Origin of the sequence: Psychrobacter immobilis (assembly GCF_904846175.1) — a bacterium.
Classification (GTDB): Bacteria; Pseudomonadota; Gammaproteobacteria; order Pseudomonadales; family Moraxellaceae; genus Psychrobacter; species Psychrobacter immobilis_E.
Genome location: NZ_CAJGZM010000001.1, coordinates 71,890 through 92,611, shown reverse-complemented (window position 1 = coordinate 92,611; position 20,722 = coordinate 71,890). Strand labels below are relative to the sequence as shown.

Genomic DNA, 20,722 nt, shown 5'->3' with positions numbered 1-20,722 from the left:
TAACTTTGATCTATTAGTTTAACAGATACAATAGAGTCAACTAAGTACTATGAATGTATATTCTATAAGGATTAATGATGCGAACTCATAGAGATCGTATACGTCACGCTGTTGGATTTGAAATCATTGCATTAATATTATCCATTCCCATTATGAGCTTCTTTTTTAGTTTTGATATTAAAGATATCGGTGTTATTGCCATCGTAGGCTCTATCATGGCGACTATATGGAACTACGGTTTCAATATTGTCTTTGATAAAGGGATGGTGAGGTTTAAACGCAGTACATTTAAGACGCCAGCAATAAGGGTGCTGCATGTACTGCTATTTGAGAGTGGTCTGCTAATGCTGTATCTACCAATGGTGGCTTGGTATCTCGGCATTAGTCTATGGCAAGCTTTCATCATGGATGCGTCATTAGTAGGGTTTTACCTATTTTATAACCTCTCTTACAACTGGGCTTACGACAAGATTTTCCCGATACAATATTTCAAATATGTAGAAAACAAAGCAGTTTATTTATAAGTCGAGCTAATCATTCGTTAAGTGATATCTGATCTTGATAGCTACTACAAATTAGCAACGTTATTGATATTTATAAGAATAAATAAAGTTAACGCTGATATTTTTTTTAGTCTGGTGTTTTTTAACCTTGTGTTTTTTAAAATTTGCATTTTAGATTAGCTTTTAGGAATGTGCAGCTTATAACCAACGCCGATTTCAGTGAAAAAATAATTGGGTCTAGAAGGATTGTCTTCTAGTTTTTGGCGTAAATTTGACATAAATATGCGCACGTAGTGCTCTTGGTGGTTGTGACCTTTACCCCAGACTTCGTTCAGCAATTGCTGATGCGTCATGACCTTTTCAGCGTTTTTAATGAGTACGGTCAGTAGGCGATATTCAATCGGTGTCAAATGAATGTCTTCGCCATTTTTCTTGACTTGCCGTTGTGCCAAATCAATACTGACGTTGCCTAATGCTAAGACAACCGGTGCCTCATAACCGGCTTGCCAGCGGCGCATCTGGGCGTTGACCCTAGCGATTAGCTCGCCCATGCTAAAGGGTTTTACCAAATAATCATCGGCACCCAAATTTAAGGCTTTGATTTTATCCTGCTCATCACTGCGAGCCGACAGTACTAAAATTGGCAATGATGACCAAGCCCTAATATCTGAGATGACATCACAACCATCCGCATCTGGGAGACCTAGGTCTAATATCAATAGGTCTGGGCGGCGAGAGGCGGCTTCAATCAACCCGCGTTGCGAGCTATCGGCAGCGTAGACTTGGTAGCCTTCTTGCTCCATCGCTGATTTGATAAATCTTGCGATATGGGCTTCGTCTTCAATGATTAAGATGGTTTTCATAGTAGGGTATTTGCTACTTATAGGGGAAGCTTGAGGCAGTAATGAGGTAATAAAATAATGATTGTGCCCAAGGTTCTAACAATGTTGGAGAGACTGATTTTATAAGCTTTCGGAGCTAGTAGTTGTGTTTGTGGTTATGTTTGCAACTATATTTATATTTGTATCTATGCTTTCATCTATCTGAGTCGTATTTGATGTAAATTTATCATCAAATATATCTAGATTTTCTAAAGGCTGCCACGGTAGCACTATAACAAATTGCGCGCCGTGCGGTTGTATATTGCTCGCGCTAAGCGTGCCGCCCAAGTGCTGGACCAAGTCTCTACTGAGCGCCAGCCCCAATCCGAGTCCTGTTGTATTGCTTTCACTATCACCACGGGTAAAACGTTCAAATATTTGCGCTTCCATCCCTACTGGCAGCCCTTGACCGTTGTCGGTTACTGTTATTTGGTAGCTTTGCCTTGTTTTGTTGTTTTGCACGGTTTTATTATTTTGTACAGCTTCATAATTTGGCAGGTTTTGAGCAGTGTGCTGATTAGTGAGTGTCGCTTGAATGGTGATAGCTGCGTTGTCTGGAGTGTAATTAATGGCATTGGTCAGCAGATTATTTAAAATCCGCGCCAAAATTAACTCATCGGTATAAATAAAATCGACAGCACTGGCCACGTCTATCTTAACTTGTCGGTTTTGTAGATATGGTTCAAGTTGGCGTATATTACTACCGATAATCTCCTCCAAGCTTACCCATTGTTTATTGAGTTTCATACCGCCAGATTGCAGCGCCACATAATCTAAAATATTGATGACCAAGCGCTGAATGACATTGGCTTGCTGTTCGATATCGATAGCCAGCTGCTTTTGTTCAGCAGGTGCTAGATTTTGGCTGGCAAGATAAGCGGCCAATCCTGATAGCACGGTAATGGGTGTGCGAATATCGTGAGACAACGCGGATAAGAGCGAGCCGCGCAGACGTTCTGATTCAACCTTGATAAGGGCATTCTGTGCGACTTTGGCGTAATAAACGCGCTCTAATGCTAAAGTAATCTGAGCAATCGCGACATCGAGGGTACGTTGTTGTTCTGGTTGATTAAAGTTATCGATGTCGGTTGGCATCAGTGCCAATACCGCCAGTACCTGACTTGAGGTCGCAAGCGCCCGATATTGCATAGGATTGGCGGCCAGAGTATGTGTCGCTAGACCCGCACTTTCTTTATGATCAAACACCCATTGCGTCACATTCCAATTGAACTCTGATGGGATGCTCGATTCTGAGACGACAGTCAATTTACCGTCAGCATTAGGCATTGCTATAAGCGCTTTACTAGCGATATGTTTGGTCAGCCAAATAATGGCTTGGTTGATGATTTCTTCGTTTTTGCGTGCCGCACTGAGGCTTTGTGCCAGATGACTCATAGAGATCGCTTGTTGCTCACGTCTACGGGCATTTTGCGCCTGAAAGCGCAGCCCAACCGCTAAGTTATTGATAATCAATGAGACGACAATCATCACCGCAAAGGTGACTAAGTACTGGACATCGCTAACACTAAAAGAAAGCTTAGGGTCCACAAAAAACAAGTCAAAGCTGATGACACTTAAGAGCGCTGCAAAGATACCAGGGGCGCGCCCAAAACGAACCGATATGAACACAATGACCAACAAATACAGCATCACCACATTGGCTAAATCAAACCAGCGAGTTAGGGCGACTAGGCTGACAGTGACGAGCGTACAACCTAGAACGGCCATCAGATAACCGATGCGATTGTCTTTAGAGGCTAGGGCAGCCATATCCAAAGTAGGCAGTTGTCGTTTGCTACGTATGCTTTTTGTCTGTTTGGCTTGATTGACGAGTATCAAGTCTAAATTGATATCCTGCTGTGAGATTTGCTTGACCAATGATTGATCATAATAAAACCTAGAGTGATTCTGCCCGATGATAATACGCCCAATATTAAATTGATGGGCATAACTGACTAATCCTTCAGCAACGCTAATGGCACTGATGATTTCTGTCTTGGCACCCAACTCATCTGCTAAGCGTAGTGCTTCTAAGATACTTTGCTTATTTTTGGACAGCTCATAGGCATTTCGCGGCGTCTCTACATAGATAACATACCACTGCGAGTGTAAGCTGCTGGCGAGTCGTGCGGCATGACGAATAAGGCGTTCGCTATGCGCGCGCGTACTGATACCCACCAATAGCTGATCGGTGGTATTCCAGATGGATGAAATACGCGATTGATTGCGGTAATCTCGCATATCGGCATCGACTAGGTCAGCAGTTCGACGCAATGCCAGCTCACGTAGGGCAATCAGATTACCTTTTCGAAAGAAGTTCTCTATCGCATGCTTGGCTTGACTGGGGATATAGACCTTACCATCATGCAGTCGAGCCAATAGCTCATCGGCTGGCAGGTCGACCAATACCACCTCATTGGCTTGATCAAAGAACCAATCGGGAATGGTTTCTTGTACCACGACCCCGGTGATTTGATTCACCACATCATTCAGGCTTTCTAAATGCTGAACATTCACTGTGGTATAGACGCTGATACCTGCCTTTAATAGCTCCTCAACGTCATGCCAGCGTTTTGGGTGCCTGGAAACTGGAATATTGCTATGCGCCAGCTCATCAACCAATAAAATATCTGGATGCCGCGCCAAAGCCCCATCAATATCAAACTCCGCCAAGGTTTGCTCTCGATACTCAACCTGACGTAACGGCAGTATTGTCAATCCATCTAATAATGCTGCTGTCTCGCTACGGCCATGAGTTTCTACGATGCCGACTAAGACATCCAGTCCATGTGCTTGGTCTCGATGGGCGGCAGAGAGCATGTCATAGGTCTTGCCAACGCCTGCTGATGACCCAAAGAAGATTTTTAGTTTACCTCTGCTGCGCGTATTTTCTTGCTGCTTTATCTGCTGCAGTAAATCTTCTGGATTGGGGCGCTGCTCACTCATGCTGATGCTCACTGCTGATTAATGGGTTGACTCATTTAACGACTGCCATCTCATCTAAGGCTAAGTTGACCGCCAATACATTCACGCGCGGTTCGCCAAACAGATTGAATTGTCGCGCTTCTGTATGCTCATCGATGGCTGTTTGGACTTGTTCCGTACTGATGCCACGTATACGTGCCACTCTGCTGACTTGCCATTCAGCTGCCGCTTGTGAGATGTGCGGGTCTAAACCACTGCCCGACATCGTGACCAAATCAAGAGGGATAGGGGCTGTGTTTTTTGGATCAGCGGCTTTTAGTCGTTGTACTTGTGCCTCGACAGCAGTCACTAATTCAGGATTTAAAGGTCCCAAATTACTCCCCGAAGATTGCGTGGCATCATAACCGTCTCCCGCTGCTGATGGACGCGTCCATAGGTATTCTGGCTGATCAAAGCGCTGACCGATAAGCGCAGAGCCTACCAAGCTGCCATTGTGTTCTACCAAGCTGCCATTGGCTTTATCCGCCATGGTCACTTGGGCAATGCCGGTCATTAATAAGGGGTAGCATAAACCTAAAATGAGTGCCAAGGCTATAAATAATGATAGCGCGGGCTTGAGCATGGGCATACGGGCAGTACTATTGTCCAATACAGAAAGGTTGTTTTCATCCGCCTTTTTTTCATCCGCCTGGTGGTATTTAGAGTCAACAGGAGAAACAGATTGTATAGCGCTGTTAGATTGCACAGAGTTATTAAGTGGCGTAGATTTATTAGGTTGCATAGTCGTTATCCGTATCGTTGGTTATACCAAGTGCAAGGCATTAATGAGCATGTCGATTACTTTGATACCGACAAAGGGAAGAATGAGTCCACCCAAGCCGTATATCAGCAAGTTGCGGCGCAATAAATTGATGGCAGAATCAGGTCTATAAGTCACGCCGCGCAGCGCCAGTGGAATGAGAAACACAATAATCAACGCATTAAAAATAATAGCCGATAAAATCGCGCTTTGAGGGCTGCCTAGTCGCATAATGTCCAATACCCCAAGCGCAGGGTAGGTGCTGGCAAAGGCGGCTGGAATAATGGCAAAGTACTTGGCGATATCGTTTGCTAAGCTAAATGTCGTCAGTGCGCCGCGAGTCATGAGCATCTGCTTGCCGGTTTGCACCACTTCAATCAGCTTGGTCGGATTTGAGTCCAAATCGACCATGTTGGCGGCTTCTTTAGCCGCTTGAGTACCACTATTCATAGCGACAGCCACATCTGCTTGCGCCAGTGCCGGTGCATCATTGGTGCCATCGCCGGTCATGGCGACTAGCTTACCTTGACGCTGATAGCTGCGTATTCTTTCAAGCTTTTGCTCAGGGGTTGCCTCCGCCATAAAGTCATCGACGCCTGCTTCGGCAGCAATGGCTGCCGCCGTCAAAGGATTGTCGCCAGTAATCATCACGGTGGTAATGCCCATCTTGCGCAGCTCGGCAAAGCGCTCTTTTATGCCGGATTTGACCACGTCTTTAAGCTCGATGACGCCAAGCAATTGCTGACTGTCGGCGACCAGTAGCGGTGTACTACCACGGCGCGCGACTTCTTCTACTTGTTGCTGTAGGTTAGTAGGTAAGATACCGCCTTGTGCTTCTACCCATTTTACGATGGCATCAAACGCCCCCTTACGGATATGGCGCTGATCAATATCGGTGCCACTCATGCGCGTTTGCGCGGTAAATTCGATGGTGTCAAACGGCTTTGCTTTCCATGTATTTTCATCAATATCAAAACGGCTTTGGGCAAGCTTGACGATACTGCGACCTTCTGGCGTCTCATCGGTCAATGAGCTGATCAGCGCCACTTCCGCAAGCTGACTTTCTGTCACCCCGTGTGCGGGTATAAATTGCGACGCTTGTCGATTGCCATAGGTAATCGTGCCAGTCTTATCAAGTAGCAAAACATCAACGTCGCCTGCCGCTTCTACCGCGCGTCCAGAGGTCGCGATGACATTGGCCTGCATCATCCGGCTCATGCCTGCCACGCCAATCGCTGATAGCAAACCACCAATGGTCGTTGGTATCAAGCAGACCAACAGCGCCACTAAGACCACAATCGATATCGGCTCGCCATTGCCCGAAGACAGCACGGCAAACTGTGAAAAAGGCAATAAGGTCACACATACCAGCAAAAATATCAGCGTTAATGCCACCAACAAAATGGTCAACGCTATCTCATTTGGCGTTTTAGTGCGTTTGGCGCCTTCTACCAAGGCAATCATACGATCCAAAAACCCTTGTCCGGGAGCTTGGGTGATACGTATCATTAACCAGTCAGATAACACCTTAGTGCCACCTGTCACCGCATTGAAATCGCCACCACTTTCACGAATCACCGGTGCAGACTCGCCGGTGATTGCAGATTCGTCAACGGAGGCTAAACCTTCTATGACTTCGCCGTCAGCAGGAATAATCTCGCCCGCATTGACCAGAACGATATCATCTTGCTTAAGCTCTGTTGCCTGAATCATAGTCGGCACAGAATGCCTGTCAGTGCCGGCAAGCCTGCGAGCTTGCACGTCTTGACGTGCCTGTTTTAGACTGGCCGCTTGGGCTTTGCTACGTCCTTCGGCTAACGCTTCTGCAAAGTTTGCAAACAACAGGGTAAACCATAGCCAAAAAGTAATGGATAGGGTGAAAACAATGCCAGCTTGCTCTTGAATCAGCATCGTAATCGCTAAGATACTGGTCAGTAGCGAGCCGATATAAACCACAAACATCACCGGATTGCGCCATTGCACTCTGGGATCAAGCTTAAGTAAAGCGTCTTTTAGGGCGGGCTTGATCAAAGCAGGATCAAGGAGGCCTTGTGCTGGTTTTTCGGGTAAGTTTGAATGATTGGGGTCTTGCTGCGACTGCAAATTTGCAGCCTGTGTATTAGTATCTGATAAAACGCTCATGTTTGTATTCCTCACATAATCATAAAATGGGTCGATTCACTATTGGGTAGCGAGTCACGTTATTAGTAATAAATTAACTAACTAAATAACGACTCGTCTAATGCTTGCCTGTACTCAATCGGCTAGCCTCCCAACATCCAAATCTGCTCTATGATGGGTCCGAGCGCTAAAGCAGGGACAAAGGTCAGGGCGCCAATCATCAGCACTGTGCCGACCAAAAGCCCGACAAATAATGGCGTGGTGGTTGGCAAGGTGCCGCTATTAACTTCTAATCTTGGTTTCTTGGCCAATGATCCTGCTAAAGCCAGTACCGGGATGATGACTCCAAAGCGACCAACCAACATCGCCAGCCCAAGCATAGAGTTATAAAACACAGAGTTGGCACCCAAGCCTGCAAAGGCAGAGCCATTATTGTTGGCCGCCGAGCTAAAGGCATAGAGCACTTCACTAAAACCATGAGCACCAGGATTGAAGATACCGGCTTGGCCACTGGTCGTCATCACACTGATAGCTGTGCCTACTAGCACCATCGTTGGCGCGGCCAATAAGCCCAAGACCACCATTTTCATCTCAAACGGTTCGATTTTTTTGCCAAGATATTCGGGAGTACGGCCAATCATCAGCCCCGATATAAATACCGCCAAGATGGCAAATAGCAGCATACCGTAGAGACCTGCGCCCACACCGCCGAAGACCACTTCGCCCAATTGCATTTGCAACATGGTGCTCAGTCCACCGAGGGGGGTAAATGAATCATGCATGGCGTTGACGGCACCGCACGAAGCGGCAGTGGTAATCGTGGCAAACAGTGACGTGGCAACAATGCCAAAACGCACTTCTTTGCCCTCCATGTTGCCGCTCACACTGGCATCGGCAAGGCCTTGAACTTGTGACGCCAACCAAGGGTTGCCGGCAAGCTCGCTGCTGACGGTCAAAGAATACATCGCTATAAACAAGACCGTCATAGCACTTAAGATAGCGATACCTTGTTTGAGGTTGCCGCTTATTTTGCCAAGACAAAAACAAAGCGACGTTGGGATAAGAAAGATAGCTAGCATTTGGATAAAGTTAGAAAAGGGCGTGGGATTCTCAAACGGGTGGGCGGAGTTGGCATTAAAAAATCCACCGCCGTTGGTACCGAGCATCTTAATCGCTTCTTGCGAGGCAACAGGGCCCAAAGCAATCGTTTGCGACTCACCTTGTAGGGTCTGCACATCGGTATACATGGATAGCGTTTGTATCACCCCTTGGCTCATCAATAGCACCGCTATAATTGCCGCTATCGGCAGCAAAATATAAAGATTACAGCGCCATAAATCTATCCAAGCATTACCCAGATGCGCGCTCTTTTTAAATACCAGACCACGCATTAGAGCAAAAGCCACCACGATACCGGTTGCCGCTGATAAGAAGTTTTGCAACGACATGCCCATCATTTGGGTCAGGTAGCTCATGCTACTTTCGCCGCCGTAAGCCTGCCAATTGGTATTGGTGATAAAACTGATGGCGGTATTCATCGCCAAGTCCCACGTGACGCCTGACATATTGGCAGGGTTTAGCGGCAAGTGTCCTTGCACCGACTGCAAAACAAATAACCCCAATAGTCCAATGAGGTTAAATAGCACAATGGCGCCAGCGTACTGCTTCCAATTCATACCAAAAGCAGGCTTGCCTTTGGCATCTTGACCGATCATACCCAGCGTCGTAAAAATACGGGATTCAAGCCGAGAAACAGGGGCTTGCATCCTTTGCAGCAGGTAACCTGATAAAAAATATCCTAAAGTAAATAGAACGATTAGATAAATAACCAGCTGTGATAGCGCATATATTGTCATTAAAATGCCTCCGGTTTAATCAGTACATATAACAAATAGATGAATAAACCGAAGGCTAGAAACCCTGCAAAAACTTCCATGACACTCTCCAAAAACGCACAATGAACCATGAATAATGAAGATCAGTGATGGTTAGACTGATCTTTTATTACTTCTTTATTGCTTACTTATTAATAGCAACAGTATGCCGAGAGGGGTATAAAAGTGTTGTCAAGATAACGCGGTGGGGTATAAAGAAAGTATAAAGATGGGCAGTGTTAAAACGTAAGAAGAGCAGAAAGCCTTAGTTTTTAAGGCATCGTTTAGATGTTTTTTAGAGTGCGGATATTGCTATAGGCTAGCAATATATTTGGCGGAAGTTGATATAGTGGCTTCACTTTAAAACAGATGCATTGCGACTGGGATGAATTTTCCGTAGCCTCTGTGATAAAGGTTATAGCTAGCACGCTTAGTACTAGCTATATAAATCATGACTGTTATTGACAATGTTTTGGACAATGTTATTAACTGAACGCTTTTGTGATTTTTACCAACAGAATTCTTGCGGACAGCGTCTCTAACACAGTAAAAGTATAACCTTCGCTGCTGATGTGTTCATTCACTTGCGCGATACCATCGAGTTTAAAATTGATATAACCACCGATGGTCAGCTGCTCGGCATCTGCTAAGAGGTTTGGCTCATTTAGCTCAAGGCGCAACTGATCCAAACTAATAGTACCTTCAGATATCCAGTGGTCTTCTTGTTTAAAAATCACTAACGTCTCATCTTCATCAGGGAATTCACCGGCAATCGCTTCAAATAAATCTAAAGGCGTCACCAGTCCTGCCACTTGACCATATTCATCGACTACGATTGCCAAGTTGCCTTTGGCATTCTTGAGTAAATTGATAAGACGTAAATTATCAATGGTATCAGAGACAAAAACAGGCTGCTGCTTGGTAAATAAAGGCGCTAGAGCCAGATGAATATCGTTAGATTGTTTGTCGAGTGCCGCTAAGATATCTTTGGCCCGTACGACGCCGAGTACCTTGTTTAACTGCCCTTGGCAGATAGGCAATAAGCTGTGCGGCGTGGATAATACTTGCTCACGAACCTCGTCTAGACTGCCTTCGATATTGACCCAAGATATCTCTGAGCGCGGCGTCATAATGGTTTCAACATCACGTTCGCCAAGCGCCAGCACCCCACTGATCATGTAGCGCTCTTCTTCTGCAAAAGGGATAGTCTGTACTGAAATATCATCTTCTGTGAGCGACTCTTCCTCATGATTAGCGGTTTTGCCGCCCATCAGTCTTAAGATATTATCTGCGGTTCGGTCGCGGAGCGGAATGGCGCTTTCATATTTCGTACGGTTACGCTGCATGAATTGATTAAAGGCTTCAATAATAATAGAGAAACCAATGGCGGCATATAAGTAGCCTTTTGGAATGTGAAAGCCTAAGCCTTCAACGATTAAGCTAAAGCCAATCATAAGTAAGAAGCTTAAGCATAAGATAACGACAGTCGGGTGCTTACCGACAAATTCCGTTAAGGTTTTGGCTGCCAAAACCATCACCGCCATCGCCACAATAACCGCCGCCATCATCACTTCTAAATGCTTGACCATGCCGACTGCGGTGATGACCGCATCAAACGAGAATACGGCATCTAGGATAACAATTTGCGCAACGACCGCGGCAAAGCCGGCATAGACTTTGCTATTGTTATTGGTCTCAAGCTTGCCCTCTAAGCGTTCATGTAGCTCAAGCGTCGCTTTGAGTAATAAAAAGAATCCGCCGACAATTAAGATCAAATCTCTGACCGATAAATCAAACTGACCATAGCTGATCACAGGTTCAGTCAAAGTTATGAGCCATGACATAACGAATAATAGTCCTAAGCGCATAATGAGCGCGAGCCCAAGGCCAAGATTGCGCGCGTTACTGCGTTGGTGCGGGGGCAGCTTATTAGCGAGAATGGCAATGAAAACGAGATTATCAATACCTAAAATAATCTCAAGACTAACCAGTGTGAAGAAACCAAGCCATATCGAAGGATCGCTTAGAAGCTCTATCATTGAATTGAATACTCTCTGTTAAAAAGGTTTAGGGGGAAGGTAATATCTTTACTATTAAATTAGAATAATAATTATCAGGGTTTAAGTGCCTATCTTACATTTAACGTCTCTAATGTTAATAGATAACCTCACTGATATATCTCAAAGTTTCTTACAATAGGTGTGGTAAACGAAGATAAAGCGATTGTATAGAGATAAGACTGGAATGACACCATATTAATTTTGAGCGATTAGTGCGCTGTAAATGAAGGATTGTTTAGTGTTACCGCCTTTATTCGTTGACAGCTTACTTACTGCTGTAACGACGTTTCATAAGGATTTTTGATTAAGCGCTTTAAAGCTAATAGCTGCTGAGTCGATAGCATAGTTCAGCTAGTTTTAGATAGCAGGCATAAAGCACTGCGTTAGCTCGTTCTATACTTAAAGTTTCTTAACATTAAAATCATCATAACTGGTTACGATTCTTTTAAAAAATTTTTAGGGGATGGTAAAAAAAAGGCGTATAAGTATTATCGTTACTCCTCTCATGGAATTAGGCTATGCATCCAGCCCTACCGTATCGGCTGTTGAATAAGTTCACGATTGTTATCGGCGCCATTGGCGTTGGGATTGCCTTAGTCGATAGTGGTTTTACGCTCACGACGTGGCTACAGCATATTTTTCATATTTTTTATTTGGCGATTATTCTATTGGGTTTTGTGGCCACGGTAGGGCGCTATATTCGCTCAAAGTCGCGATTGTCTGTTAACAAAGTCGCCGTTTTCGATTTGCTAGCCAGTATCGCTATTTTTATATTATTGGCGGTGCATTTCTTTGAGCTGGCGCGCTCCGGATTATCGATGCCGGTAGACGGTTTTATTGCGATTAAGATTGCCGTTTTTGTCACCTTTATCCGTGAGATATCGGACAATAATTTCAGTCTTAATCGGACTTTTTTGAATCCGGGTCAGTTTTTTATCTTAAGTTTTTTATCTGTAGTATTGGTCGGAGCCTTGCTGCTGATGATGCCCAATGCCACCACTGAGCCGATATCCTTTGTCGATGCGCTATTTACGGCCACCAGTGCGGTTTGTGTGACAGGGCTGATTGTGGTGGATACGGCGACCCGTTTTACTACGTTTGGGCAGCTGATTATCATCGGGCTGATTCAAATTGGTGGTTTGGGCATTCTGACCTTTGTGACCTACTTTAGTTACTTTTTTAAGGGCGGCGTCAGTTATGAGACGCAGCTCAGTATCAGTGAAATGAACATCTCACGACGGATGGGCGATATGGTTACTACCCTTAAGTCCATTTTATATGTGACTTTTGGGGTTGAGGCGCTTGCTGCTATTTTAATTTATATAAGTATCTATGATTTACCGGGGATGAGCTTTACACAAAGGCTGTTTTTTGCGATATTCCATGCCATCTCCGCTTTTTGTAATGCAGGGTTTTCTACCTTTAGTGCTGGCTTATACGATGAGTCACTGCGCTTTAATTATCCTTTACAGCTCATTATTAGCACCACTTTCTTATTTGGCGGTATGGGTTTTATTATTGTCGTCAATCTATTGCGCTATCTGCGCCACCGTGCCCAAAGGGCGATTTTTCAGAATGATCCACGTTACGGCTATCAGCCGTGGCTGCTGAGTATCAATAGCCGTATTACGTTAATTACCTCTGGCGCTTTATTGTTAATTGGTGTGATTGGGGTAATGCTGTTTGAATACAACGGCATACTTGCTGAGCATCAGAGTTTTTCCGCGAAGCTAATCACAGGGCTGTTTACGGCAGCTACACCGCGTACCGCGGGTTTTAATATTGCCGATATGGATGCGCTCGCATTTCCAACCATTATGCTGACGATTTTTTTGATGTGGATTGGTGCCTCACCAAACTCTACCGGCGGTGGTATAAAAACCAGCACCTTTGCCATTGCGGTGTTAAATACCTTGAGCTTAGCCCGTGGTCAGACCAAGGTTGAAGTGTTTCAGCGCGAGATTGCTGATATCTCTATTCGTCGGGCGTTTTCCATTATGTGGCTGTCGTTATTTGTCATTGGCATGGGTGTCACTCTTATCAGCTACGATCAGCCCGAGCTTGATTTGATTAAAGTGATTTTTGAATGCTTTTCTGCCTATAGTACGGTTGGTTTGAGTTTAAATTTAACCGCTGAGCTATCGACCTTTAATAAGCTGGTTGTCTCAGTGATTATGTTTGTTGGGCGGGTGGGGATGTTGACGATATTTGTCGCCTTACTTAAAAACAGATACCAGCGTAACTATCGTTATCCGACTGAAGAGATTACTATTAATTAACTTAAGGTTAATTAAAAAAATAACTTATAACTCATTAGGTATTAACTAAATACGTCGCAATTGCTACTTTTTGAATGGCATGAGTGACAAGGAATATTATGAAATATATCATTGCAGGTTTGGGTAGTTTTGGGTCTTCGTTAGGCATGGCGCTGACGAGCCAAGGTCATGAAGTCATCGCCATTGATAGCAGCATGCAAAAAGTTGAAGCGTATAAAGAAGCCATCACTCATACTATCTGCATGGATGCCACCGACGAATATACCGTCAATGGCTTGCCTATTATGGATACCGATATAGTGGTAGTAGCAATTGGGGAAAACGAAGGAGCCAATATTATGGCAACGGCGCTGTTTAAAACCCTAAAAGCCAAGCGCCTAATCAGCCGTAGTATCAACCCCTTACATGAAAAAGTACTACAAGCGATTGGGGTCGACGATATTTTTCATCCTGAAAAAGAATCGGCCATGCGCTGGGCAAAACGGCTGTCATTGCGTTATTTCGTTGACTCTTTTGAATTGACTGACAACTTTAGTATTGTCGAGATTGCTATTCCTACTCCTTTAATTGGCAAACAAATAGCGACATTACAGCTAGAAAATAGGTTTAATATTAAGCTGTTGAGCACCATGCACTATGAGCATTACCAAGACAGCTTTGGCCGTCAGCAGAGCAAACCTAGCATTCAGGGATTGGCCACACCAGAGCAAGTACTGCAAGAAAATGATGTATTGGTGGTTTATGGCGCTAACAAACATATCAATAATTTTTTACGTAGTGTAGGGGTTAAAGTACACTAATCGCTAGGGATAACGTTATGAATAAGTGCTGCATATCCGTGCTATGTCTTGCCAGTCTCATGCTGTTCAGCGGCTGTGATGAGTCGAAACAAAACCCAAATGTCATGTTTTCAGAGAAGCACCAAGACCCGATTCAAGAACTTGAGAAGCGATCTAAAAAAGTCGATCACAGCCAGTTTGGTTATAAACAAACCTTTTATGTACCGATTTATTCAGATATCTATACCGATAGAGATAATCGTAAGGTTTTACTGTCAGCGACCTTAAGCGTGCGCAATACCACTTTAAAAAAATCGCTCTATATTAATAAGATAGATTATTACAGTACCGATGGCGATCTTGTAAAGTCATATTTAACAGAGACTATTGAGCTGCCCGCCATGGCGACGTTAAATTATATCGTCGAAAAAGAAGAAGATAAAGGGGGTTCTGGGGCAAAGTTTATCATTGAAGTTGAAGGCATAGATGAAACCGTTAAGCCCGTCATTGAGGCGGTGATGATTGGTAATTTTAGCAATAAAGGCTTTGCTTTTAGTACGCAGGGTACGCCGGTTTTGTAGTGATGGTTTTCTACGCTTCATTGATATCGATAAGCCAAATTTAGGAGTGTTGCCATGTTAAATTTTACCCAAGATTTATCTTTAGCAACTATTAAAACGGTACTACTTACCACTGTCTTGCTCGCTACGGCGCAACTAATAACAGGCTGTGACTCGCAGTCTTCACTTTCAGATAGTAACGTCACGGCGCAAGCGGATGATGTACATAAAAGCAAGCCTGAAGATAATAAAACCCCTATAAATCCTGCACCTATAAAATCCTCTACTGCAGATAAAGCGCCAGCTATCGAAGTATCAAATCTATTTAATGAGAAAACCGTAACGCCAGCAGGCTACCAAAAGCTAAGTTTTGGACAAAGCATTACCCCTGAATTACTAAATAATTTAGGATTAATCAAGGAAGAAACGGACAACGAGCAGTGCTATTACGTCAGTAATCCAGCACTGAGCTATATGGATAAAGAGTACGGTAAACGTGCCTCTGTGCTATATCAAATCATAAACAACAAAGTTGCTCTTATTACTATTCAAGCTCCAAACATACCCTTTTATACAGACATCCATGTTGGCGATGCAGTGACAGAGGTGATGAAAGCGCATAATAACGCGCTAACTTATGAGGTCGATAAATATGCGCTTGATGGTGACTACTATAGCTTGATTGCTAACGTTAACTTTGAGATGATAAAAGAACCCCAACTCGGAGAGTCGTTAAAAACCGAAAATATTAAAATGAATAATAAAGAAGGTAAGTTGCCCATACAAATTAAATATCATATCAAGGGCGGTCAAAAGTTGAATGGTTATAGGATTAAATCAACAGAGTGGACGGCAGACAAGCAAAGATTGTTAAAGGGAGAGGTCGAAAGTATTGATATCGGTATACCAGATGCTATCTATCTGGTCGAAGGTTGCTCTTAAGGAGTAAACGCAAACAGTGTGTAGCTTCAAGTTCATATTAGAAATAGGATAATCTTTCATCGATCATTATCTAAAAATTTGTCATCAAGTTGTCATGGAGTTTCAGTAGACTCAAGCGTAAATCGTAAATCGTATTTTAGTGGTTGTAACGATAAAGCCGCGATATTTTTTATGCAAATCCAGCCTAAAAGGTGACTGAACATGACCTCATTGAATAACAAGCAAACGCTAACGCACGAATTTGTTGAAGACTCTAACCCAACTAATAATATCAACTTTCAAACCATTATCAATCGCCGTATGAACCGCCGCAGTATCCTAAAAGGCGGCACAGGATTGACGGCGGCAGCGTTTTTTGGTGCGCTACCTTTAGTCGGTTGTAGTGACGATGATGATAGCAGCTTGCCTGTTAATCCTAGTAACGATAACAGCGCCGCTATTCCTGCGCAAGGCGATTTAAAACGCCCCGAAACCTTAAAGTTTACAGCAGTGCCGCATTCAACGGCTGAGACGATGAGGGTAGCAGCAGGCTATAAAGCCGAGATGATATTACCACTAGGCACGCCGCTGATATCTGGCATCGAGGATTGGAAGGACAATCGTGAGCAATCCGCTGAGTCGTTTGAATGGCGTATGGGTGACAACCATGATGGTATGTGGTTCTTTGGCAAAAAGGGCAATACGTACGACGCCAAAGCCTCAGAAAACGGTCTGTTGGTGATGAACCACGAATATGTAAACAGTAGTGAGCTTAGCCCATTTGGTTACCATGTCATCCAAGATAATAGTGCCGCGCCAATTTTCCAAAACCGTCGCCTCGCGAGCGACGTGCGCCGCGAGGTCAACTGTCATGGAGTTGCTGTGGTTGAGATGAGCCGACGCGCTGACGGTATGGGTTATGAGATGGTGCCCAATTCGAAATACAATCGCCGTATCACCAGCAGTACGACTGCCCAATTAGCAGGCCCTGTTGCTGGCTCTGATTTGGTTAAGACCAAGTTTGATCCGACAGGATTTCAGACTCGCGGTATTAATAATAACTGCGGTGCTGGATTATCACCTTGGGGCACCTATCTGACTACCGAAGAGAATTTTTTAGGCGTATTTGCCCGTGGGCAAGATGCCCCTCAATTGAGTGCTGCACATAACTACGGTCGCGAGCGCTACGGGGCAACGGAGAATTTCCCTGGCTTTGAATATCTGTGGCATACACCTGACGCCAAAGATGCTGCCATCCCCGACGAGTTTTCACGTTGGGATATAACAGCCGTCGGTGCCAGTGCTGCCGATGACTACCGTCATGCCTTTAATACCTTTGGTTATATCACCGAAATCGACCCTTTTAACCAACACTCTGTGCCTCAAAAACGTACCGCACTAGGGCGTTTCGCCCATGAAAATTGTGCCTATGCACCTGTTGAGCAAGGCAAACCTGTGGTCTTTTATATGGGCGATGATGCCCGCGGCGAATATATTTATAAGTTCGTTTCCAAAGCCACGTGGTCAAATGCGGATATCGGTGGTGGCTTAAAAGCGGGTGATAAATATATGAATGAGGGCACACTATATGTCGCGATATTCCATGAAAATGGTCGCGGTGAATGGAAAGCACTGATCCATGGTCAAAATGGACTGGATACCTCTAATAGTATATTGCCGTTTCATGGACAAGATGAGGTGTTGGTTTTCGCCCGTGCCGCTGCCGATGTAGTCGGTGCAACCAAGATGGATCGACCCGAATGGGTGTCGGTCAGCCCCATAACTGGTGAGGTATATGTGACCTTGACCAATAATAAGTATCGCGGCGTACGTGATGATCAGCCGCTTTCAGCGTCCAACCCACGCAGCTATCAAGTCGGCGGCAAGGCGGCTGGTAATGATAATGGTCATATCATTCGCTGGGCAGAAACAGGCGGCGATCATGCGGCAACAAGTTTTGAATGGGATATTTATTTGTTTGCCTCGCCAAGTGATTTGTCAGCAGAGAACTTATCGCAGCTAAATGACAACAACGATTTATCATCGCCAGACGGACTGTATTTTGATCCACGTGGGGTGTTGTGGATTCAGACAGATGATGGTGCTTATACGGATACCAGTAGTTGTATGCTATTAGCAGCACTACCGGGCAAAGTCAGCGATGGCACCCTTAAAATCACTTCGGCAGGGCAACAAACCCGAGTCGGCATGCCTGCCAGTAATGACAATATCAAACGCTTTTTCGTCGGTCCTGAGGGCTGTGAGGTGACTGGTATTACGATGACGCCAGATTTCAAAACGTTGTTTATCAACATTCAGCATCCAGGCAATAGCTGGGGCGCCGTCGCCGGCGGCAGTACCCCACGCTCAGCGACGGTGATGATTACGCGAGAAGATGGCGATGTGATATTGGCTGAGTCCTTTGATGATACTATTAGTAGCACTTAAAACCACTAGCACTTAATAACCTTCCTAATCGTTAACGAAAAAACCAAATTGTGTTTTTAAACGACACTTTTAAGAAGAGGTTATGCGTTCAGTTATTACTTTGCTTAGGTATTCCATTGCCCTTGAACCATAATACCTGCGATAGGATTTAATCCCATTTGATAAGCAAGATCAGCAGGGCGGCTGATATCCCATAATGCTAAATCAGCATCGTAACCCACTTCTATTTTGCCTTTTTTGGCTAGACCTAATGCTTGTGCCGCATGAACGGTTGCCCCAGCCAATACTTCTTCAGGGGTTAAATAAAATAGTGTACAGCCCATATTCATTGCTAATAATAGCGACGTGAGCGGTGAAGTACCAGGATTGCAATCGGTTGAAATAGCAATGGAAACTTGATGTTTACGTAACTCTTCAATCGGTGGTAGTTTGGTATCACGTAATGTATAAAACGCGCCCGGTAATAGCACGGCAACCGTATTGCTCGCTGCCATTTTTTTAATGTCGTCTTCTACTAAATGCTCAAGATGGTCGCTTGATAATCCTTTATATTCTGCTACCAAAGCACTAGCGCCTATATTTGACAGCTGCTCAGAATGCAACTTAACTGGCAAGTCTAACGAGCGAGCCACTTCAAAGACGCGCTTAATCTGCTCAGCAGTAAAGGCGATATTCTCACAAAAGCCATCGACCGCATCGACCAAACCTTCAGCATACAAAATTGGTAACCACTGGCAAACTTGCTCTATATAATCATCCGAGCGGTCCTGCATGTGAGACTTGTATTCAGGTGGTAGGGCATGGGCGGCTAAATAAGTGGTACTAACATGGATGTTATGCTTTTTACCAAGCTTACGCGCGACTGTTAGCATTTTACGTTCAGTTTCCAAGTCTAGTCCATAACCAGATTTTATTTCGACACTGGTAACGCCTTCTTTAATGAGCGCGAGCAGACGTTTTTCACTTTGGGAAAGTAGTTCTTCTTCATTAGCTGCGCGGGTAGAGCTAACCGTTGAGATAATGCCACCACCCTGTGCAGCGATATCTTGGTAACTGGCGCCATGTAGTCGTGCTTCGAACTCATTGCTACGGTTGCCAGCATAAACGATATGGGTGTGGCAGTCGATGAGCCCAGGCGTTATCCAGTTGCCATCAACGTCTTTGATTTGATTTTTTTTATAATGGGTCAGATGCGGCGTTATTTGTGTATGCGTGCCAACCCATGCAATTTTACCGTCTTTGAAACCGATAGCGGCGTTTTCTAACTGACCATAAGGTGTGCTTTTATTTTGACCATTTTTTTGATTGGCGCTATAAATATCAAACCCGTATTGCGCTGAAAAGGTAGCGAGATTGGCATTAATAATGATTTGGTCAAACGATGTCATGCTATCCATAACGTCTGTAGTATTGATAGAGTCATCAAATATCTGTTCGCTAGAGTTATTCATAATGTGCTCCTGCTTATTTTGAAGCTAGTGCGTTTCGGTGATAAGTAAATGCTGCTCTATAATAGTCGCCAAGAGACGAGCGGCGACTTTACAGCTGCGTTGATCAATATCAAAGGTAGGATTAATCTCAGCGATATCGGCTATTTTTACTTTGTTTGACGCCATAATAAGTTTGACCGCGCGCTCAACGAAACTGAGCTCAATACCATAGGCCGCTGGCGCGCTGACACCGGGTACGATACTTGATGGCAAGCAATCCATATCAATCGTTAAATAAATAATATCAACGCTTTCGATAAAACCTGTTATTTGAGCTGCAATTTTTTTCCATTTCTTATTGGTACAGTCTTCATCACTGATGATATGCACATCTAACTGTTCAGCACGATCAAAGAGAGCGGCAGTGTTGGAAAAACGACTGACGCCGATACAGCAATAGTGAAAGGGCTGACCATGTTCATCAAGATGCTCGGCAATTTGTCGGAATGGTGTGCCAGACGTTGCGACATCAGACTGACGAATATCAAGATGTGCATCAAAGTTGATAATGCCGATACGCGGCGTCGCGTCTTTATGGGTTGTGAGGTCTGTTTGCGGTAGAGCTTGCCACAATCCTAAAAAGCTACCATAAGCGATGGCATGACCACCGCCAAGACCGATGGGCAAACCGCCTTGTTTGATAATCTGACTCACTGTATTGGCGTATGTTATCTGTGCTTGTTCTAGCATGTTGGCAGCAAAATCATCATGATCGTGGCAATGAATATCGCCAGCGTCACCTAGTAAGGTTGGCAGTTGATTATCAAAGCGCTGCTGTAGCTCCGCGATGACGGGCAGCGTAGCAAACGCCTGACGAATCAATGGCGGAGCAGCTCTTGCACCCACGCGTCCTTGATTGCGCCTGACACCTTGGTCACAAGCGAAACCGACCAGCCCAATACGCTGCTGCATATAAGGCTGAGCCAACTGATACCAGTAGCAGGCGCGTGCTGTCTCAAACGGCTCTGCACGTCCTGTCCATCGACTCATATCAGCACCTGTTTGGCTAACGGTTGCTGTATCGGTTATCGTACTCGTTGCTGTGTTGGTTGATGATGCCATCGTCAGCTTCCTTGTTTCAT

General features: G+C 44.7%; 15 protein-coding genes. 6 read left to right on the top strand and 9 right to left on the bottom strand.

Annotation, left to right across the window (positions count from 1 at the left end; translation table 11 throughout):
- Positions 1-77 precede the first annotated feature (77 nt).
- Positions 78-524: a PACE efflux transporter gene (locus JMW39_RS00375; protein ID WP_201542961.1), complete on the top strand. Its 447-nt coding sequence runs from the start codon at positions 78-80 to the stop codon at positions 522-524.
- Positions 525-679: 155 nt separating this feature from the next.
- Here JMW39_RS00375 and JMW39_RS00370 read toward each other — a convergent pair whose 3' ends face one another.
- From JMW39_RS00370 to JMW39_RS00340, 7 genes are all read right to left on the bottom strand, one after another.
- Positions 680-1,366 (bottom strand): response regulator, encoded by a 687-nt coding sequence (locus JMW39_RS00370; RefSeq protein WP_201542960.1) that lies wholly within the window; start codon positions 1,364-1,366, stop codon positions 680-682.
- A 99-nt stretch (positions 1,367-1,465) separates the two neighbouring features.
- Positions 1,466-4,330: a DUF4118 domain-containing protein gene (locus tag JMW39_RS00365; protein ID WP_201542959.1), complete on the bottom strand. Its 2,865-nt coding sequence runs from the start codon at positions 4,328-4,330 to the stop codon at positions 1,466-1,468.
- 31 nt (positions 4,331-4,361) lie between these two features.
- The gene (gene kdpC, locus JMW39_RS00360; RefSeq protein WP_201542958.1) at positions 4,362-5,090 is read right to left on the bottom strand and encodes a potassium-transporting ATPase subunit KdpC; all 729 of its coding nucleotides are present in this window, start codon (positions 5,088-5,090) and stop codon (positions 4,362-4,364) included.
- 21 nt (positions 5,091-5,111) lie between these two features.
- Entirely contained in the window at positions 5,112-7,250 is a 2,139-nt protein-coding gene (gene kdpB / locus JMW39_RS00355; protein ID WP_227679091.1) for a potassium-transporting ATPase subunit KdpB, read from the bottom strand.
- Positions 7,251-7,372: 122 nt separating this feature from the next.
- Positions 7,373-9,085 carry a potassium-transporting ATPase subunit KdpA gene (kdpA, locus tag JMW39_RS00350; RefSeq protein WP_201542957.1) on the bottom strand — a complete coding sequence of 571 codons (1,713 nt, stop codon included), beginning with the start codon at positions 9,083-9,085 and terminating at the stop codon, positions 7,373-7,375.
- Positions 9,085-9,165: a K(+)-transporting ATPase subunit F gene (kdpF, locus tag JMW39_RS13375; RefSeq protein WP_227500959.1), complete on the bottom strand. Its 81-nt coding sequence runs from the start codon at positions 9,163-9,165 to the stop codon at positions 9,085-9,087. The genes kdpA and kdpF overlap by 1 nt, the downstream gene beginning before the upstream one ends.
- A 423-nt stretch (positions 9,166-9,588) precedes the next feature.
- Complete coding sequence (locus JMW39_RS00340; protein ID WP_320157906.1) at positions 9,589-11,142, bottom strand: TerC family protein; 1,554 nt, start codon at positions 11,140-11,142, stop codon at positions 9,589-9,591.
- 539 nt (positions 11,143-11,681) lie between these two features.
- Here JMW39_RS00340 and JMW39_RS00335 point away from each other — a divergent pair.
- The 5 genes from JMW39_RS00335 to JMW39_RS00315 all read left to right on the top strand — a co-directional run bounded on the left by JMW39_RS00335 (position 11,682) and on the right by JMW39_RS00315 (position 18,150).
- A complete protein-coding gene (locus tag JMW39_RS00335) occupies positions 11,682-13,442 on the top strand; it encodes a TrkH family potassium uptake protein (RefSeq protein ID WP_201542956.1) in 1,761 nt (586 codons plus the stop codon).
- A 98-nt stretch (positions 13,443-13,540) separates the two neighbouring features.
- The gene (locus JMW39_RS00330; protein WP_201542955.1) at positions 13,541-14,242 is read left to right on the top strand and encodes a potassium channel family protein; all 702 of its coding nucleotides are present in this window, start codon (positions 13,541-13,543) and stop codon (positions 14,240-14,242) included.
- 17 nt (positions 14,243-14,259) lie between these two features.
- On the top strand, positions 14,260-14,802 hold the full coding sequence (locus JMW39_RS00325) for a DUF3124 domain-containing protein (RefSeq protein ID WP_201542954.1): 543 nt from the start codon (positions 14,260-14,262) through the stop codon (positions 14,800-14,802).
- A gap of 54 nt (positions 14,803-14,856) precedes the next feature.
- Entirely contained in the window at positions 14,857-15,723 is an 867-nt protein-coding gene (locus JMW39_RS00320; RefSeq protein ID WP_201542953.1) for a hypothetical protein, read from the top strand.
- A 201-nt stretch (positions 15,724-15,924) separates the two neighbouring features.
- Complete coding sequence (locus JMW39_RS00315) at positions 15,925-18,150, top strand: PhoX family protein (RefSeq protein ID WP_201542952.1); 2,226 nt, start codon at positions 15,925-15,927, stop codon at positions 18,148-18,150.
- A 104-nt stretch (positions 18,151-18,254) separates the two neighbouring features.
- On the opposite strand, the gene hutI is transcribed toward JMW39_RS00315, so the two are convergent.
- Together hutI and hutG are read right to left on the bottom strand one after the other, a co-directional pair.
- Positions 18,255-19,601, bottom strand: a complete 1,347-nt coding sequence (hutI, locus tag JMW39_RS00310; protein ID WP_201542951.1) for an imidazolonepropionase — start codon at positions 19,599-19,601, stop codon at positions 18,255-18,257.
- 24 nt (positions 19,602-19,625) lie between these two features.
- Entirely contained in the window at positions 19,626-20,702 is a 1,077-nt protein-coding gene (gene hutG / locus JMW39_RS00305) for a formimidoylglutamase (protein ID WP_201542950.1), read from the bottom strand.
- Positions 20,703-20,722: the final 20 nt, after the last annotated feature.

What these genes read in the sequence shown, in the direction of transcription:
- JMW39_RS00375 (WP_201542961.1), top strand. Translation starts at nt 78, where the DNA reads ATGCGAACTCATAGAGATCGTATACGTCACGCTGTTGGATTTGAAATC.
- JMW39_RS00370 (WP_201542960.1), bottom strand. Translation starts at nt 1,366, where the DNA reads ATGAAAACCATCTTAATCATTGAAGACGAAGCCCATATCGCAAGATTT.
- JMW39_RS00365 (WP_201542959.1), bottom strand. Translation starts at nt 4,330, where the DNA reads ATGAGTGAGCAGCGCCCCAATCCAGAAGATTTACTGCAGCAGATAAAG.
- kdpC (WP_201542958.1), bottom strand. Translation starts at nt 5,090, where the DNA reads ATGCAACCTAATAAATCTACGCCACTTAATAACTCTGTGCAATCTAAC.
- kdpB (WP_227679091.1), bottom strand. Translation starts at nt 7,250, where the DNA reads ATGAGCGTTTTATCAGATACTAATACACAGGCTGCAAATTTGCAGTCG.
- kdpA (WP_201542957.1), bottom strand. Translation starts at nt 9,085, where the DNA reads ATGACAATATATGCGCTATCACAGCTGGTTATTTATCTAATCGTTCTA.
- kdpF (WP_227500959.1), bottom strand. Translation starts at nt 9,165, where the DNA reads ATGGAAGTTTTTGCAGGGTTTCTAGCCTTCGGTTTATTCATCTATTTG.
- JMW39_RS00340 (WP_320157906.1), bottom strand. Translation starts at nt 11,142, where the DNA reads ATGATAGAGCTTCTAAGCGATCCTTCGATATGGCTTGGTTTCTTCACA.
- JMW39_RS00335 (WP_201542956.1), top strand. Translation starts at nt 11,682, where the DNA reads ATGCATCCAGCCCTACCGTATCGGCTGTTGAATAAGTTCACGATTGTT.
- JMW39_RS00330 (WP_201542955.1), top strand. Translation starts at nt 13,541, where the DNA reads ATGAAATATATCATTGCAGGTTTGGGTAGTTTTGGGTCTTCGTTAGGC.
- JMW39_RS00325 (WP_201542954.1), top strand. Translation starts at nt 14,260, where the DNA reads ATGAATAAGTGCTGCATATCCGTGCTATGTCTTGCCAGTCTCATGCTG.
- JMW39_RS00320 (WP_201542953.1), top strand. Translation starts at nt 14,857, where the DNA reads ATGTTAAATTTTACCCAAGATTTATCTTTAGCAACTATTAAAACGGTA.
- JMW39_RS00315 (WP_201542952.1), top strand. Translation starts at nt 15,925, where the DNA reads ATGACCTCATTGAATAACAAGCAAACGCTAACGCACGAATTTGTTGAA.
- hutI (WP_201542951.1), bottom strand. Translation starts at nt 19,601, where the DNA reads ATGAATAACTCTAGCGAACAGATATTTGATGACTCTATCAATACTACA.
- hutG (WP_201542950.1), bottom strand. Translation starts at nt 20,702, where the DNA reads ATGGCATCATCAACCAACACAGCAACGAGTACGATAACCGATACAGCA.